The following is a 15,548-nucleotide window of genomic DNA, read 5'->3' on the forward strand; positions in this document are numbered from 1 at the left end:
ATCGCGGCCGCATGGCCGGCGCCTTCATCCTGATGACGCTCGAGGGCTCCACGCTGGCGCTGATCTCGTGGATGCTGAAGCCGCTGTTCGACCGGGTCTTCGTGGGCGGCGACCAGGACGCGATCTGGTGGGTCGGCGGGGCGATCATGGGGATCTTCCTGCTGCGCGCCGTCACCCTGATCGCCAGCCGGTCGCTGCTGTCGCGCATCTCGCTGGGGATTTCCACCACCATGCAGCGCGACCTGCTGGCCCATATCATGACGCTGGACGGCCGCTTCTTCCAGCAGAACCCCCCGGCGCGATGATCGAACGGATCCAGGGCGACACCATCGCGGTCCAGGGCGTCTGGGCCACCCTCATCACGGGCGCGACGCGGGACGCCATCTCGCTGGTGATGCTGTTCGCGGTGGCGGTCAGCATCGACCCCACCTGGACCCTGGCCGCGCTGATCGGCGCGCCGATCCTGATCCTGCCGGCCGCGATGGTGCAGCGATACATCCGCCGCAAGGTGCGCCAGAACCGCGCCAACGCCAGTGCCCGCGCCACCCGCCTGGACGAGGTGATGCACGGCATCGTCTCGATCAAGCTGAACCGGGCCGAGGACGCCCAGACCCGCCGCTTCGCCGCCATCGTCGCCCGCATCCGCCAGGCCGAGGTGAAGGTCGCGGCGATGGGCAGCCTGGTCCCGGCGCTGACCGACATCGTCACCGGCATCGGCTTCGTGGCCGTCCTGGCGCTGGGCGGGCGCGAGGTGATGGAAGGCACGCGCAGCGTCGGCGACTTCATGTCCTTCTTCACCGCGCTGGCCCTGGCCTTCCAGCCAATGCGGCGGCTGGGCGGGCTGGCAGGCAGTTGGCAGATGGCCGCGGCCAGTCTGGAGCGGGTCTATCAGGTCCTGGACACGCGCTCGCGCATCCGGTCGGGCACGCGCAGGCAGCCGCCCCCCGACACCGCCATCCGGCTGGAGGATGTCTGGCTGTCCTATGACGACAAGCCGGTATTGCAGGGCCTGACCTTCGTGGCCGAGGCCGGGCGGACGACCGCGCTTGTCGGGCCGTCGGGGGCGGGAAAGTCCACGGTGTTCAACCTGCTGACCCGCATGGTCGATGCCGACCGGGGGCGGGTCACGCTGGGGGGCGTTCCGGTCCAGGACTTCGACCTGGGGGTGCTGCGCGACCAGTTCTCGACCGTGGCGCAGGATTCGGCGCTGTTCGACGAAACCCTGCGCGACAACATCCTGATGGGGCGCCCCGATGCGGACGAGGCCGCCCTGCGCCGCGCGATGGAGGCGGCCCATGTCAGCGATTTCGTGGACGCCATGCCGATGGGGCTGGACAGCCGGGCGGGGCCGCGCGGCTCGGCCCTGTCGGGCGGGCAGCGCCAGCGCATCGGCATCGCCCGCGCCATCCTGCGCGACGCGCCCGTGCTGCTTCTGGACGAGGCGACGAGCGCGCTGGATACCGCCAGCGAACGGCTGGTGCAGGCGGCCCTGGAGGCGCTGTCCGAAGGGCGCACCACCCTGGTGATCGCGCACCGCCTGTCCACCATCCGCAACGCCGACAAGATCGTGGTGATGGAACAGGGCAGGGTTGTCGAGGAAGGCAGCCATGCACACCTGATGGCCCGGGGCGGCGCCTATGCCCGCCTTGTCGCCCTGCAATTCGGAGAAGCCCCATGACCCGCCAGATCATCCGCGTCACCGGCGAGGATCGCCTGTCCTTCCTGCAGGGCCTGGTCAGCAACGACGTGACCCGGGCGCCCTGCTGGGCCGCGCTGCTGACGCCGCAGGGCAAGTATCTGGCGGATTTCCTGATCCTGCCCGGCGACGACGCGCTGCTGATCGACGTGGACGCGCGCCTGGCCCCGGACCTGCTGCGCCGGCTGACGATGTACAGGCTGCGGTCCCGCGTCGGGATCGAGCCCGTGGCGATGACGGTGGCGCGCGGCACCGGCCCCGCGCCCCAGGGCGCCATCGCAGATCCGCGCCACCCGGCGCTGGGCTGGCGGCTTTACGGCGGGACGGGCGGCGGCGACGGCACGGATTTCGACGCGATCCGCGTCGAGCATGTCATTCCCGAAACGCTGGTCGAACTGATCCCGAACGAGACCTTCATCCTGGAGGCAGGCTTCGAGCGCCTGCACGGCGTCGATTTCCGCAAGGGCTGCTATGTCGGGCAGGAGGTGACGGCCCGCATGAAGCACAAGACCGACCTGCGCAAGGGCCTGACCCGGCTGCGGATCGACGGCCATGCGCCCATCGGCACGCCGATCACCGGCAGCGACGGCAAGGAGGTGGGCACCCTGTTCACCCAGTCCGGCGGCCGCGCCTTGGCCCATGTCCGCTTCGACCGCATCGGTCCCGACATGCTGGCGGCCGAGGCGCGCCTGGCCGCCGACTAGGTCAGCGCAGCTTGCGGATGGGGTCGCCCAGGGCGATCTCGCCGTCGCGTTCGATGGAACACAGGATGCCCCTCAGGCGCAGGTCCGGGTGGCCCGGCGCGGTGATCCAGTCCTTGGCGGCCGTGCCGTAGCGGACCTTCCACTTGACGCAGGCGTCGTTGAAGACATCCGACACCCGCAGCACCGCCGTCCCGGCCTGCAGCAGGCTGCCCGCGGGCAGGTTCGCGTGGCTGGTGTCCAGGTCGCAGACGATCGTGTCGCCGGGATGGGGGCTGTTCTCGCGGTCCAGCCAGACGGCATCCATCACCCGGCTGGGCAGGATCGAGACCTGGATGCGCGGATCGGGCGATCCGTCGGCCAGCCGCAGCCAGGGCGCGGTGCGCCAGCGTTCGCCGGGGATGCCCTGGTCGCGGGTCAGGGTCAGCCGGCCGGGAAAGCGGCGCTGGTTGAAGCCCGGCCGGAAGCAGAGGATCAGCGCCGGCGCATCGTCCTTGGGCGCTGCCAGCACATGGGGCAGGGCGCGGGCCAGATCGTCGGCGGTGGCTTGTCGGGGCGTCATGGCGGACCGGTCCTGCGGCGGGGACGCGCGCCCCGGGCGGGCCGGGGCGCGGGATGGCTGACGCGATCAGGCGCGTTCGCTGTATTCGAAGACCTCGGTGTTGACGACGATCTTCTCGCCCTCGCCGACGAAGGGCGGGATCATGATGCGCACGCCGTTGTCCAGGATCGCCGGCTTGTAGCTGTTGGCGGCCGTCTGGCCCTTCACCACCGGCTCGGTCTCGGCGACGGTGCAGGTGACCTTCTGCGGGATCGAGACCGACAGCGCCTCGTCGCCGTAATATTCGATGGTCGCGGTCATGCCGTCCTGCAGGAAGGGGCGGCGGTCGCCCAGCAGGTCCGCGTCCAGTTCGGTCTGCTCGAAGGTCTCGCTGTCCATGAAGACCAGCTTGCCGTCGGATTCGTACAGGAACTGCTGGTCCTTCTGTTCCAGCCGGACCTGCTCGACCTTGTCCTCGCTGCGGAAGCGTTCGTTCAGCTTGCGGCCGTCGCGCAGGTTCTTCAGCTCGACTTGGGCGAAGGCGCCGCCCTTGCCGGGCTTGACGTGGCTGACCTTCACGGCGGCCCACAGGCCTCCGTCATGCTCCAGCACGTTGCCGGGGCGGATTTCGTTGCCGTTGATCTTGGGCATGGGAAACCTTTTGGGGTTCTTCGGGTTCTGGGAATAACTGCTGTTCGTCGTTGAACGGCGCTGTGGCGCCCCTATATCGGGGCCTTGTGGCCGAGGCAACCAAAAGGCTTTTGCGGTGTTGTCAAGGCGCAGGCCGGTGTCGTGCGACATGAAAAGCAGGGCGTAATTGAAGATTTCACCTGTTTTTTACACGACATGCCCAGGTTGCATGGCTGATATGCGGCCTGGGGAATAACGAATCGGCGGGCATCTGGGCTAAGCAGCAGAACCGTCATGGAAACGGAAACAATAACGATGGGTTGGCATCACGCCTCCCACACGGCCGCCTTGACCTTGCGGCCCAAGAAGATGGACGAACGATATGCGCGATTTTGTCGACGGATCGGCTTTCAATTTCGAACAGGGTCAGCGGGCCCGCAAGCTGTTTGCAGCCGTGGTGCTGGCCGCGCTGGACGATGCGATTGCAGATGACAAGAAATACGGCAACGGCCCCGAACAGATCGCCCGCTGGGCGCGGTCGCGCGATGGCCGCGAGGTGCTGTCCTGCGCGGGCATCGACCCCAACGAGCGGGTGGTGAAGGGCCTGATGGAGTTCGTCTCGAAGGGTGTGCGCACCTCGGTCGCGCTGTCGCGCGAGGAAAGCGAGCGCCGCATGGCCGCCGAGGCCGAGGAAGCCGAAGCCGCCTGATCCCGGACCCCTGATGCCGGAAGCAAGCCGCCTTTCGGGGCGGCTTTTTCCTGCCGCCTAGAGGCGGGTGATGACCCGTCCCGCATAGAAGCGTTCCACGTCCGCCGCGTGGCACAGTTCGGTGGCGGGCGTCATCACCGCGGCCGAGGCGGCGGCCGCGCCGAGCGCCAGCGCTTCCTCGACCGGCCAGTTGCGCGCCATGGCCAGCACGAAGCCTGCCACGAAGCTGTCGCCGGCGCCGACCGCGCTGACCACCTTGACCCGTGTCGCCGCCGCGTGCCAGGCGCCCTCCGGCCCTGCGATCACCGAACCGTCCGCGCCGCGCGCCACGATCACCGACCGCGCCGCGCCGTCCTTGACCAGCCCCGCCGCGAAAGCCGCACTGTCCTCTCGGGCGGGCAGGGGGCGGCCCGCCAGTTCCTCGGCCTCGTGGCTGTCCATGCGCAGCACGTCCACAGGGGTCGACGACCCGGCCAGCACCCGCAGCGCCTCGCCCGAGGTGTCCACCAGCAGCCTTGCCCCGCTGTTCTTCAGCCGCACCGTCAGCATCTGTTCGAACCCGGCGGGCACGCCGGGCGGGTTCGACCCCGACACCACCACCCAGCCGCCGGGCGGCGCGCGCTCGGCGATGGCCTGGGTCATGTCGGCCACATGCGTCTTGTGCCATTCCGGGCCGGGCAGGACGAAGCGGTACTGCCCGCCGGTCGAACGGTCGGTGACCGCCAGAGACTGCCGGGTTTCGCCGGGGGCCGTCAGGCGCACGACCGACAGCCCGTCGGCCTTCAGCATCTCGGCGATGCGGGTTCCGGTGGCGCCGCCAAGCGCCACCATGGCGATCGACTGGCCGCCCATGTTCTTGATGGCGCGGCTGACATTGATGCCTCCGCCGCCCGGATCGGCCACCGGCTTGTCGCAGCGCAGCTTCAGTTCGGGCCGCACCTCGTCCGCCGCGGTGGACAGGTCCAGCGCCGGGTTCAGCGTGACCGTCAGGATCGGCGCCTGGTCCGCCGCGGCGGGGGCGGTCATTCCCACCACCTGTCGATGCTGGCGATGTCGTCGTCGGACCAGCCGAAATGATGCGCCATCTCGTGCGTGACGACATGGGCCACCAGTTCCCCCAGCGTGACATTCCCGCGCGAGGCCCATTCGTCCAGCAGCGGCCGGCGGTACAGCCAGATGATGTCGGGCTGCGCGGGCTGGTCGGACACCGATTTCTCGGTCAGAGGTATGCCGTCGTAGATGCCGGTCAGGTCGAACGGATCGTCGATCTGCAATTCGTCCAGCACCTCCTCGGGGGCGAATTCGGCCACGTGGATGGTGATGCCCTGGGCATGGGCGGCGAACTCGGGGGGCAGGGCCGCCAGAGCCTCGCGCGCCATCGCCTCGATCCGGGCGGCGTCTGGCGCGGTCATGTCTTTCCAGTCGGTCATCCGCTTCTCCTGCATACCGGCCCTGATATGGACAAGAATCGCCGTCTGTGAAAGAGCAAGGCGAACAGGAGACAGGCCATGACCACCACCCGCTTCGCGCCCTCGCCAACGGGCCACATCCATGTCGGCAACCTGCGCACCGCGCTGTTCAACCACCTGATCGCAAGGAAGGCGGGTGGCACCTTCATCCTGCGGCTGGACGATACCGACCGGGAACGGTCGAAGGAAGAATATGCCGACGGCATCAAGCGCGACCTGGAATGGCTGGGCCTGCACTGGGACCGCGTCGAACGGCAGTCGCTGCGCCTCGACCGCTATGCCGAGGCCGCCGACCGGCTGCGCGCCGGCGGACGCCTCTACGAGGTCTTCGAGACGCCCACCGAACTGGATCTGAAGCGCAAGAAGCAGCTGAACATGGGCAGGCCGCCCGTCTATGACCGCGCCGGGCTGGCCCTGTCCGAGGCGGACCGCGACCGCCTGCGGGCCGAGGGACGCGAGGGCTACTGGCGCTTCAAGCTGGACCAGGAACGGATCGAATGGACCGACGGCATCCTGGGCGCCATCTCGATCGACGCGGCCAGCCTGTCCGACCCGGTGCTGATCCGCGCCGACGGGCAGGTGCTGTACACCTTCGCCTCGTCGGTGGACGACATCGACATGGGCGTGACCGACATCGTGCGCGGCGCCGATCACGTCACCAACACCGCGACCCAGATCCAGATCATCCGCGCCCTGGGGGGCACTCCGCCGTCCTTCGCCCATCACAGCCTGCTGACCGGCGCCCAGGGCGAGGAGCTGTCCAAGCGCATCGGCGCGCTGTCGATCCGCGACCTGCGCGAAGCGGGCGTCGCCCCCGAGGCCTTGCTGTCGATGATGGCGCGCCTGGGATCCAGCCAGCCGGTCGAGCTGAAGATGACCCTGGACGAACTGGCCGAGGGCTTCGACCTGTCGCAGTTCGGCGCCTCGCCCACCAGGTTCGATGCCGCGGATCTGTGGCCCCTGACCCGCGAACGCAACCAGGCGCTGCCCTTCGCGACGGTGCGCGACCGCATTGCCGCCCTGGGCGTGCCGGACGGCCTGGCGGAACGGTTCTGGGCCGTGGCCTCGCAGAACATCACGACGCTGGACGACCTGGCCGACTGGTGGACGATCTTCTCGCAGGGGGCCGAGCCGCAGATCGACCCCGAGGACGCCGATTTCGTCGCCCAGGCCATGCCGCTGCTGCCGCCGCCGCCCTATACCGACGCGACCTGGGGCGAATGGACCGCCGCCGTGAAGGAGGCCACCGGCCGCAAGGGCAAGGCCCTGTTCATGCCGCTGCGCAAGGCCGTCACGGGCCAGGCGCACGGCCCCGACATGGCGCAGGTGATGCCGCTGCTGCAGGTCGTCAAGGCACGCGGCTGACGCGCGATCCGACGCGCCGGCAGACGCCGCCCCGCCCCGGGCGGCGTTTTCGTTTCCGCGTCGAAAACCGCTTGACGCCCCCGGCGCCACCCCGTAAATCGCCCCCACCCGTGGCGGAGTAGCTCAGCTGGTTAGAGCAGAGGAATCATAATCCTTGTGTCGGGGGTTCAAATCCCTCCTCCGCTACCATCGCCTTCCTGAAAAACCGACCTCTCCTGCGGTCATCGGCCGGATCAGGCTTGGCCCGGCGCGTCTTCCCCTGGGCCGGTGGCGTCGCCATCCGGCGCAAGACGCCGCGACGGCGCCTTACTGCAGGCAATCCCGAGAGCCTGCCGCGATCATGCTGGCGATCTGCTGGGCGTCATAGGGCTTCTGCAGGACCGGGATGCCGGCATAGGCGGCGGTCAGGCCCGCCCTGCCATAACCGCTGGCGAAGATGAAGGGGATGCCCCGCCGCATCAGCCTGTCTGCCACGGGAAAGGACTGCTGGCCCGCCAGGTTGACGTCGAGGATGGCGAAGTCGAAGTCCATGCCTTCGGCCGCGGCCAGGGCGGGTTGCAGGCGCATCATCGGGCCGACGGGCTCGTGGCCCAGATCGGTGACGATGTCCTCGAGCAGCATGGCCACCAGGATTTCGTCCTCGACGATCAGGATGCGTGCCATGATGTCCCTCAGGCCGGCTGGTCGCCGACCACTTCGACCGGGGCCGTCAGGGTGAACGCGATGCCGCCGGGCCGATACTCCATGTCCGCCTTGCCTTGCAGTTGCGCCGGAAGAACCTGCAGGATTAGCCGAGAGCCGAATCCGCGATGGTCACTCTTGTTAACGACCGGGCCGCCGGTTTCGATCCACTCCAGCACGAAAAGCCTGTCCGGGGTGACCGACCAGCGGATGCGGACGATGCCCTGGGGCGCGGACAGGGCGCCGTATTTCACGGCATTGGTGCCCAGTTCGTGCAGCGCCAGCGCGATCGAGATCGAGGCATAGGGCCCCACCCGCATATCCGGCCCCTGCAGATCGAAGGCCCCGGCGTCGCCGCTGCGGAAGGGGCGGATCGCGCTGTCGATCAGCGTCCGCAGCTCGGCGCTGCCCCAGCTTTCTTGGGTTAGGACGTTATGGGCCGCCGACAGCGCCATGATCCGGGCGGTGATGGCCCGCGAGGCGCCCTCGGTGCTGGTGGCGTGGCGCAGGGTCTGCGTCACGATCGACTGAACCGCGGCCAGGCTGTTCTTGACGCGGTGGTTCAGTTCGTTGATCAGCAGCCGCTGGTGGTGTTCCGCCCGCACCCGTTCGGTCACGTCGGACCCCTGGACGAAGATATGGGCGACCGCCCCGCCATCGTCGCGGATCGGCTGATAGACGAAATCCAGGAAGCGTTCTTCCAGCGGACCCTGCTTGCGCCATCGCAGCAGGATCCGCTGCGCGGTCCGCGTCACAGCCTCGCCCGTGGTCAGGACGTGGTCCAGCAGGTCTAAGATGCCCTGGTCGGTGACCTCGGGCAGGGCCTCGCGGACGGGCAGGCCGATCACGTCGCGGTCGCCGATCAGCTTGCGGTATTCGGGGTTCACCATGGTGAAGCGGTGGTCGGGACCGCTGAGCATGGCCATGAAGGTCGGGGCCTGGGCGAACAGGCTTTGCAGCCGCTGGAATTCCTCGGCGTTGCGGCGCTCGGCCAGGACGCGCTCGGTGGTCTCGACCACGACGGCGATGACCCCCGCGGGCCTGCCGCTTTCGTCCGAGACCGGCGAGTAGTAGAGGTTCATCCACACCTGTTCGGGATAGCCCTTGCGGTGCAGCGTCAGTTCCTGGTCCTGATAGGCCAGCGTGCGTCCGGCCAGGCCGACCTTCATGACGTTGTCGTTGAAGTCGGCCACCTCTGGCCAGCCCTCGCGGACGTTGGACCCCAGCAGCGCGGGATGGCGATGACCGGCAAAGCCCGAATAGGCGTCGTTATAGATCATCACCCCCTTTTCGCCCCACAGCAGCACCATCGGCACCGGCGAGTGGATCAGCAGGGCCGTCGCGGTCTTGAGCGATTGCGGCCAGGTCTCGACCCGGCCCAGGTCGGTCTTCCCCCAGGGAAACTCTTTCACCAGGCGGGCCACCGGACCGTCATGGCCCAGGAAGTGGAAGGGATCCATTCCGGGTTCGGCAGGAGACGTCATGCTGGTCCTCGGGATTCTCGTTCACGGAAAATAGCTGCAAAAGACGGGCGGGCGTCAATCCGCCGGCGACGATAATTGGCGCAAAGGCCTGAGGGTGATGCCTTTCGGGCCACAGGATCAGGGTCGCCTGCCATGCCCCGGACCGAAAGCGGGCGCGCCCGCCGCCGGTGGGCAGCCCGTGGCGGACGATCCCGCGGTTCTTGCAGGGGCGCGTCCGGGGTTGTAGACCCGCCGCCAAGGAAAGGAAACTGCCCATGTCGATCACCGAGGATCAGGCCCGCAAGGTCGCGCATCTGGCGCGTATCGCCGTCGATGACGCCGCCCTGCCGGCGCTTGCGCGCGAACTGAACGGCATCCTGCATTTCATGGAACAGTTGAACGAGGTGGACGTGACTGGCGTCGAGCCGATGACCGGTGTCACCCCGATGCGCCTGAAGCGGCGACCGGACGTGGTGACGACCGGCGACATGGCCGACCGGATCCTGTCCAACGCCCCCGACGCGCGCGAGGGGTTCTTTGCCGTGCCGAAGGTGGTGGAATGAGCGACCTGAACAGGCTGACCATCGCCGAGGCCCGCGATGCGCTGCGCAAGGGCGACACCACCGCGGCCGAACTGACCGAGGCCTGCCTGTCGGCGATCGACGCGGCGGGCGCGCTGAACGCCTTCGTCCACCGCACGCCGGACATGGCCCGCGAGATGGCCCGGGCCGCGGATGCCCGGATCCGGTCGGGCGAGGCTGCCCCGATGACCGGCATCCCGCTGGGCATCAAGGACGTCTTCTGCGTGCGGGGCGTGCCCAGCCAGGCCGCCAGCCGGATCCTGCAGGGCTTCCGGCCGGAATACGAATCCACCGTCACCCAGAACCTGTGGAACGCCGGCGCGGTGATGCTGGGCAAGCTGAACCAAGACGAATTCGCCATGGGTTCGGCCAACGAATCCAGCGTCTATGGCCCGGCGGTGAACCCCTGGAAGGTCGATGACCGGCAACTGACGCCGGGCGGCAGTTCCGGCGGGTCGGCGGCCGCGGTGGCGGCGGATCTGTGCCTGGCCGCGACCGGGACCGATACCGGCGGGTCGATCCGCCAGCCCGCTGCCTTCACCGGCATCGTCGGCCTGAAGCCCACCTATGGCCGGGTCAGCCGCTGGGGGTGATCGCCTATGCCTCGAGCCTGGATCAGGCCGGGCCGATGACCAAGACGGTGCGCGACGCGGCGATCATGCTGGGCGCGATGGCATCGGTCGATCCGCAGGATCTCGACCAGCGCGGACCACCCGGTTCCCGATTACGAATCCCTGCTGACCGGCGACATCCGCGGCAAGCGCATCGGCATCCCGCGCGAATACCGCGTCGAGGGGATGCCCGAGGAGATCGACGCGCTGTGGCACGAAGGCGTCCGGATGCTGCGCGACGCGGGTGCCGAGATCGTCGACATCAGCCTGCCGCACACCAAATACGCGCTGCCCGCCTATTACGTGATCGCCCCGGCCGAGGCGTCGTCGAACCTCGCCCGCTATGACGGCGTGCGCTATGGCCACCGCGCCCGGCTGGCCCAGGGCGACGGCATCGTCGAGATGTACGAGAAGACCCGCGCCGAAGGCTTCGGCCCCGAGGTTCAGCGCCGGGTGATGATCGGCACCTATGTGCTGTCGGCGGGCTTCTATGACGCCTATTACAACCGCGCCCGCAAGGTCCGCGCGCTGATCAAGCGCGACTTCGACGAGGCCTTCGCCCGGGGCATCGACGCGATCCTGGCGCCCACCACGCCCTCGGCCGCCTTCGGCATCGGCGCCCTGGACAGCAGCGACCCGGTGCAGATGTATCTGAACGACGTCTTCACCGTCACGCTGAACCTGGCGGGCCTGCCGGGGGTCGCCCTGCCGGTGGGGCTGGACCGGCAGGGCCTGCCCTTGGGCCTGCAGCTGTTCGGCAAGCCCTTCGAGGAAGGCGAGCTTCTGAACCACGCGCTTGTCCTGGAACGGGCTGCCGGATTTGTGGCCAAGCCGGATCGCTGGTGGTAGGGTCGCCCCAATGACATATCCAGGAGGCGTGATGCGCGGCTGTGTGATCCTTTCGGTGCTGGCGCTGGCCGGCTGTGGCGAACATCTGGGCTGGAACCCGAACTACAATTTCGGCCCGACCCGCTACGGGCAATACCTTCTCAAGCGCGAGGTTGCGCTTGTGACCGCCACCGAACCGCCGCAGACCATCCCGGTCGCCCGCCCCTTCTATGCACCCACGGGGGCCGAGATCGCGGGCCAAAGCCCGGTGCCGATCCCGCCAACGATGGGCATCAAGCGCGTCCGCGTCGTGAAGCAGGTGCCCGTCGTCCCCGTGGTCCCTGTCGTCCCCGTGGTCCCGCCGCGCGCCAACGACCCCGTCATCGCCCCCCGCGTCAACGCCCCCCGCGTCAACGCCCCCGTGGTCATCGTGCCCGACTCCATGCGCCCGGGCAATCAGCCCCCGCTGTGAGCGCGGGCTTTCCCAGTCCCAACCACGGAGACCGGCGGGGCCAGCGTCCCGAACTGATCGTGCTGCATTACACCGGGATGGCCGACACGGCCGCGGCCCGTGCCCGGCTGTGCGACCCCCTGGCCGAGGTCAGCGCCCACTGGCTGGTCCACGAGGACGGCCGGGCCGAGCCCCTGGTCCCCGAAGACCGGCGCGCCTGGCACGCCGGCGCGGGATCCTGGCAGGGGCGGGACGACGTCAACTCGCGCTCGATCGGGGTCGAGATCGCCAACCCTGGCGAGCGGCCCTTTCCCTTGCGGCAGATGAACGCGGTCGCGGACCTGCTGCGCGGGATCATGGCCCGCTGGCGGATCGGCGCCGACGGCGTGATCGGCCATTCCGACATGGCGCCGGGCCGCAAGATCGACCCCGGCCCGCGCTTCGACTGGACCCGGCTTGCGCGCGAGGGGCTGGCGCTGCCGGCGGGGCAGGGGCCGGATCTGCCGCTGGCCCCCAGCCTCGACCGGATCGGCTATCCGGCGGTGGATTACGCCATCCGCCTGGCTGCCTTCCGCCTGCGCTTCCGCCCCTGGGCCAGTGGTCCCGAAGACCAGGGCGACCGCCGCATCGCGGCCTTTGTCGCGGCCCTGGCGCGCCACGCGCCATCCCATCACGCCTGAACAGGGCCAGCCCGGCCGGCCGTCCAAAGCTCGCGCATTTTTTTCCGCAGCCCCCGAAATTTCCGCTTGCGCGTTTCTGCCGCTTTGCCTAAACACCGCCCACGCCACCCGGATCGACAGGGTGACGCGGAAACGTGGCCCGTTCGTCTATCGGTTAGGACGTCAGGTTTTCAACCTGAAAAGAGGGGTTCGACTCCCCTACGGGCTGCCACTATTCAAAAATTATATTGGCTTTCCACCGGCTTATCTCTTTTGTGGACCACGCTGTCAAAGCCGTGGTCTGTTCACTTGACCTTCTTTCCGTGCTGATTTGGGAAGGAAGAGGTGGCCATGGATCAGTCAACGAAGGCTCCGAAGGCTCGCAGGCGCGATCCGGAGACGAAGCTGGCACAGCACCGCCTGAGCGTGCTGGAACGGACGAAGGAGCTTTGCAATGTCGCGGAGGCCTGTCGTCAGCGCGGGCTTGACCGGACCAGCTTCCACGAATGGAAGCGTCGGTTCCAGACGCAGGGGTTTGAAGGGTTGAAGGACCTGCCGCCGATCCACAAGAGCCATTCACAGACCACACCGCCCGAGACAGTGGAGCGGATCAGGGCATTGGCACTGGCGCATCCAGCCTATGGCTGCAACCGGTTCGAGGCGATGCTGGCCTTGGAGGGCGTTCGTGTCTCCTCGATCACGATCCAGAAGATCTCAACGAGAAGGGCCTGGGCAAGAAGTCCGACCGCTGGCTGGCGCTGGAACAGGCCAATGCCGAAACAGCTATCGAACTGACGGCTGAACAGGCTGCCTTCATCGAGAAGTTGAACCCCTGCTTTCGCGAGCGCCACGTCGAGAGCGGACCTGCCCCGGTTTCGTTCCGGTCTTCTGAGAGCGATGCTCTCACCAAAGGAGACAGGATATGGCAGCGACACACGGCGACGAGTTCAAGCGGGATGCGGTTCGCGTTGCGCTCACCAGCGGTCTGACGAGACGTCAGGTTGCGTCTGATCTTGGGGTTGGGCTTTCGACGCTCGGCAAGTGGATACGGACGATGTCCAATGAGGCGAAGGTGCCTGACCGGGACGCCGATCTTCTGCGCGAGAATGAACGGCTGCGGAAAGAGAACCGTATATTGCGCGAGGAGAGGGAAGGATTAAAAAAGGCGGCTCAATTCTTCGCGGCTCCAAAGCCGTGAAGTTTCAGTTCATTGCCAGCTATCGGGGCAGCCTTTCGCGCAGCCATCTCTGTCGCATGATGGGGCTGTGTCCCATGTGGTGGTGTAGGAGGCCGCGCGCGGAGCCTTTGGCGTAGCGCAGCGCGCGGCCGTAGGTAACGCTGGCGGTCATCGCCGATCTTCGGAGTAGGTTTGGGTTGCAAGACCTGAAACCTGGAATGGAGACGACGATGACCAATGACAGAATGGCGCTAATCGAGCTGGTTGAGAAGCAGGCTGATGGCGATCTCGTGCGCGAGATGCTGGCCTTTGCGGCCGAGCGGATCATGGAAGCCGAAGTTGAGGCGCGGACAGGGGCTGCCAAGGGGGCGCGAACGCCCCTGCGGGAGGTTCAGCGCAACGGATACCGTGACCGCGATTGGGACACCCGTGCCGGGCGGATCACGCTGGAGATCCCGAAGCTCCGGAAGGGCAGCTACTTTCCCAGCTTTCTGGAACCGCGCCGCACAGCCGAGAAGGCCTTGGTGGCGGTGATCCAGGAAGCCTATGTTCACGGTGTCTCAACCCGCTCGGTCGACGACCTGGGGCTGTGTCCCATGTGGTGGTGTAGGAGGCCGCGCGCGGAGCCTTTGGCGTAGCGCAGCGCGCGGCCGTAGGTAACGCTGGCGGTCATCGCCGATCTTCGGAGTAGGTTTGGGTTGCAAGACCTGAAACCTGGAATGGAGACGACGATGACCAATGACAGAATGGCGCTAATCGAGCTGGTTGAGAAGCAGGCTGATGGCGATCTCGTGCGCGAGATGCTGGCCTTTGCGGCCGAGCGGATCATGGAAGCCGAAGTTGAGGCGCGGACAGGGGCTGCCAAGGGGGCGCGAACGCCCCTGCGGGAGGTTCAGCGCAACGGATACCGTGACCGCGATTGGGACACCCGTGCCGGGCGGATCACGCTGGAGATCCCGAAGCTCCGGAAGGGCAGCTACTTTCCCAGCTTTCTGGAACCGCGCCGCACAGCCGAGAAGGCCTTGGTGGCGGTGATCCAGGAAGCCTATGTTCACGGTGTCTCAACCCGCTCGGTCGACGACCTGGTCAAGGCCATGGGCGCAGGCGGCATGTCCAAAAGCCAGGTCAGCCGCCTCTGCGCCGAGATCGACGAGCGGGTGAATGCGTTCCTGAGCCGTCCGTTGGAGGGCGCTTGGCCCTACCTGTGGCTCGACGCGACCTACCTGAAGGTGCGCGAAGGCGGGCGGATTGTCAGCCATGCCGTGATAATCGCTGTCGCCGTGAACGAGGATGGCAAGCGCGAGGTGCTGGGGGTCGCGACTGGCCTCTCTGAGGCCGAGGCGTTCTGGATGAAGTTCCTGCGCTCCTTAGCCGACCGCGGTTTGCGCGGCGTGAAGCTGGTAATCGCCGACGACCACAAGGGTCTGCGGGCCGCCGCGCGCCGGGTCTTCAACGCAACCCACCAGAGATGCCGGGTTCATTGGATGCGCAACGCCTTGGCCCATGCTCCAGCCAAGAGCCGCACCGCCATGGCGGCGATGCTGAAGACGATCTTCGCTCGAGGCAAACCAAGGCCGAGGCGGAAAAGCAGTGGGATATCGTCGCGGATGCGTTGCGTGAGAAGCAGTCGAAGCTGGGCGCCCTGATGGACGCCTCCCGTGACGACGTGCTGGCCTACATGTCCTTCCCCCGCGAACACTGGGCTCAGATCGCCAGCACAAATCCACTGGAACGGGTGAACCGCGAGGTGAAGCGACGCGCTGACGTGATCGGCATCTTTCCGAACGATGATGCAGTCATTCGTCTCGTCGGCGCGCTGATGCTCGAGACAAACGACGAGTGGACCGTCGCCCGGCGCTATATGAGCCTTGAAACGCTCGCCCGCGTCACCGACAATCCCAACGTCAGGCTGCCCGCCGTGGCATCCTGATCGAACCCTAATCTTTCCGGGGGTCGGCGCTCATACACCATGCCCTGGGGCACTAT

Annotated in this window: 12 protein-coding genes, 2 tRNA genes and 6 pseudogenes; 14 read left to right on the forward strand and 6 right to left on the reverse strand. The window is 67.5% G+C overall.

Features of this window, described 5'->3' with window-relative positions:
• Positions 1-11 precede the first annotated feature (11 nt).
• Positions 12-1,678 (forward strand): annotated as a pseudogene (locus ACZ1HC_RS08450) (ABC transporter ATP-binding protein).
• The gene (gene ygfZ / locus ACZ1HC_RS08455; protein ID WP_472699592.1) at positions 1,675-2,400 is read left to right on the forward strand and encodes a CAF17-like 4Fe-4S cluster assembly/insertion protein YgfZ; all 726 of its coding nucleotides are present in this window, start codon (positions 1,675-1,677) and stop codon (positions 2,398-2,400) included. Before ACZ1HC_RS08450 ends, ygfZ begins: the two are co-directional and overlap by 4 nt.
• Before the next feature lies 1 nt (position 2,401).
• Here the strand turns inward: ygfZ and ACZ1HC_RS08460 are convergent, their stop codons facing one another.
• Both ACZ1HC_RS08460 and efp read right to left on the reverse strand, forming a co-directional pair.
• Entirely contained in the window at positions 2,402-2,959 is a 558-nt protein-coding gene (locus ACZ1HC_RS08460; RefSeq protein WP_472699593.1) for a hypothetical protein, read from the reverse strand.
• Between the two features lie 66 nt (positions 2,960-3,025).
• The gene (efp, locus tag ACZ1HC_RS08465; protein WP_472699594.1) at positions 3,026-3,589 is read right to left on the reverse strand and encodes an elongation factor P; all 564 of its coding nucleotides are present in this window, start codon (positions 3,587-3,589) and stop codon (positions 3,026-3,028) included.
• Between the two features lie 361 nt (positions 3,590-3,950).
• Here efp and ACZ1HC_RS08470 point away from each other — a divergent pair, with 361 nt between their 5' ends.
• The gene (locus tag ACZ1HC_RS08470; RefSeq protein ID WP_042251710.1) at positions 3,951-4,277 is read left to right on the forward strand and encodes a DUF6280 family protein; all 327 of its coding nucleotides are present in this window, start codon (positions 3,951-3,953) and stop codon (positions 4,275-4,277) included.
• A gap of 57 nt (positions 4,278-4,334) precedes the next feature.
• Here ACZ1HC_RS08470 and ACZ1HC_RS08475 read toward each other — a convergent pair whose 3' ends face one another.
• Both ACZ1HC_RS08475 and ACZ1HC_RS08480 read right to left on the reverse strand, forming a co-directional pair.
• On the reverse strand, positions 4,335-5,303 hold the full coding sequence (locus tag ACZ1HC_RS08475) for a 1-phosphofructokinase family hexose kinase (RefSeq protein ID WP_472699595.1): 969 nt from the start codon (positions 5,301-5,303) through the stop codon (positions 4,335-4,337).
• Positions 5,300-5,707 carry a metallopeptidase family protein gene (locus ACZ1HC_RS08480; RefSeq protein ID WP_472699596.1) on the reverse strand — a complete coding sequence of 136 codons (408 nt, stop codon included), beginning with the start codon at positions 5,705-5,707 and terminating at the stop codon, positions 5,300-5,302. The genes ACZ1HC_RS08475 and ACZ1HC_RS08480 overlap by 4 nt, the downstream gene beginning before the upstream one ends.
• 78 nt (positions 5,708-5,785) lie before the next feature.
• Here ACZ1HC_RS08480 and gltX point away from each other — a divergent pair, with 78 nt between their 5' ends.
• On the forward strand, positions 5,786-7,111 hold the full coding sequence (gene gltX, locus ACZ1HC_RS08485) for a glutamate--tRNA ligase (protein ID WP_472699597.1): 1,326 nt from the start codon (positions 5,786-5,788) through the stop codon (positions 7,109-7,111).
• 112 nt (positions 7,112-7,223) lie between these two features.
• A tRNA-Met gene (locus ACZ1HC_RS08490) sits at positions 7,224-7,300 on the forward strand.
• 117 nt (positions 7,301-7,417) lie between these two features.
• Here ACZ1HC_RS08490 and ACZ1HC_RS08495 read toward each other — a convergent pair.
• Both ACZ1HC_RS08495 and ACZ1HC_RS08500 read right to left on the reverse strand, forming a co-directional pair.
• Complete coding sequence (locus ACZ1HC_RS08495; protein ID WP_472699598.1) at positions 7,418-7,774, reverse strand: response regulator; 357 nt, start codon at positions 7,772-7,774, stop codon at positions 7,418-7,420.
• 8 nt (positions 7,775-7,782) lie between these two features.
• Positions 7,783-9,276: a sensor histidine kinase gene (locus ACZ1HC_RS08500; protein ID WP_472699599.1), complete on the reverse strand. Its 1,494-nt coding sequence runs from the start codon at positions 9,274-9,276 to the stop codon at positions 7,783-7,785.
• A gap of 254 nt (positions 9,277-9,530) precedes the next feature.
• Here ACZ1HC_RS08500 and gatC point away from each other — a divergent pair, with 254 nt between their 5' ends.
• The 9 genes and pseudogenes from gatC to ACZ1HC_RS08545 all read left to right on the forward strand — a co-directional run bounded on the left by gatC (position 9,531) and on the right by ACZ1HC_RS08545 (position 15,492).
• The gene (gene gatC / locus ACZ1HC_RS08505) at positions 9,531-9,818 is read left to right on the forward strand and encodes an Asp-tRNA(Asn)/Glu-tRNA(Gln) amidotransferase subunit GatC (protein ID WP_472699600.1); all 288 of its coding nucleotides are present in this window, start codon (positions 9,531-9,533) and stop codon (positions 9,816-9,818) included.
• Positions 9,815-11,296: pseudogene (gatA, locus tag ACZ1HC_RS08510) on the forward strand (Asp-tRNA(Asn)/Glu-tRNA(Gln) amidotransferase subunit GatA). The gene gatC and the pseudogene gatA overlap by 4 nt, the downstream one beginning before the upstream one ends.
• A gap of 31 nt (positions 11,297-11,327) precedes the next feature.
• Positions 11,328-11,747, forward strand: a complete 420-nt coding sequence (locus ACZ1HC_RS08515) for a hypothetical protein (protein ID WP_472699601.1) — start codon at positions 11,328-11,330, stop codon at positions 11,745-11,747.
• Positions 11,744-12,406, forward strand: coding sequence for an N-acetylmuramoyl-L-alanine amidase (locus ACZ1HC_RS08520; RefSeq protein ID WP_472699602.1), 663 nt, complete (start codon positions 11,744-11,746; stop codon positions 12,404-12,406). Before ACZ1HC_RS08515 ends, ACZ1HC_RS08520 begins: the two co-directional genes overlap by 4 nt.
• A 136-nt stretch (positions 12,407-12,542) precedes the next feature.
• Positions 12,543-12,617 (forward strand) — tRNA-Glu (locus ACZ1HC_RS08525).
• Between the two features lie 119 nt (positions 12,618-12,736).
• Positions 12,737-13,281, forward strand: a pseudogene (locus ACZ1HC_RS08530) (helix-turn-helix domain-containing protein); the annotation flags it as partial.
• A 26-nt stretch (positions 13,282-13,307) separates the two neighbouring features.
• Positions 13,308-13,678: pseudogene (locus ACZ1HC_RS08535) on the forward strand (transposase); the annotation flags it as partial.
• Between the two features lie 114 nt (positions 13,679-13,792).
• Positions 13,793-14,146, forward strand: a pseudogene (locus tag ACZ1HC_RS08540) (transposase); the annotation flags it as partial.
• Positions 14,147-14,293: 147 nt separating this feature from the next.
• A pseudogene (locus ACZ1HC_RS08545) lies at positions 14,294-15,492 on the forward strand (IS256 family transposase).
• Positions 15,493-15,548 lie beyond the last annotated feature (56 nt).

The sequence above is a fragment of the Paracoccus sp. BR5-17 genome (assembly GCF_055693925.1).

Bases quoted from the DNA above. Each gene is read 5' to 3' on its own strand.
- ACZ1HC_RS08495 (WP_472699598.1), bottom strand. From the start codon at position 7,774: ATGGCACGCATCCTGATCGTCGAGGACGAAATCCTGGTGGCCATGCTG.
- gatC (WP_472699600.1), top strand. From the start codon at position 9,531: ATGTCGATCACCGAGGATCAGGCCCGCAAGGTCGCGCATCTGGCGCGT.
- ACZ1HC_RS08515 (WP_472699601.1), top strand. From the start codon at position 11,328: ATGCGCGGCTGTGTGATCCTTTCGGTGCTGGCGCTGGCCGGCTGTGGC.
- ygfZ (WP_472699592.1), top strand. From the start codon at position 1,675: ATGACCCGCCAGATCATCCGCGTCACCGGCGAGGATCGCCTGTCCTTC.
- ACZ1HC_RS08480 (WP_472699596.1), bottom strand. From the start codon at position 5,707: ATGACCGACTGGAAAGACATGACCGCGCCAGACGCCGCCCGGATCGAG.
- ACZ1HC_RS08475 (WP_472699595.1), bottom strand. From the start codon at position 5,303: ATGACCGCCCCCGCCGCGGCGGACCAGGCGCCGATCCTGACGGTCACG.
- ACZ1HC_RS08470 (WP_042251710.1), top strand. From the start codon at position 3,951: ATGCGCGATTTTGTCGACGGATCGGCTTTCAATTTCGAACAGGGTCAG.
- ACZ1HC_RS08460 (WP_472699593.1), bottom strand. From the start codon at position 2,959: ATGACGCCCCGACAAGCCACCGCCGACGATCTGGCCCGCGCCCTGCCC.
- efp (WP_472699594.1), bottom strand. From the start codon at position 3,589: ATGCCCAAGATCAACGGCAACGAAATCCGCCCCGGCAACGTGCTGGAG.
- ACZ1HC_RS08500 (WP_472699599.1), bottom strand. From the start codon at position 9,276: ATGACGTCTCCTGCCGAACCCGGAATGGATCCCTTCCACTTCCTGGGC.
- gltX (WP_472699597.1), top strand. From the start codon at position 5,786: ATGACCACCACCCGCTTCGCGCCCTCGCCAACGGGCCACATCCATGTC.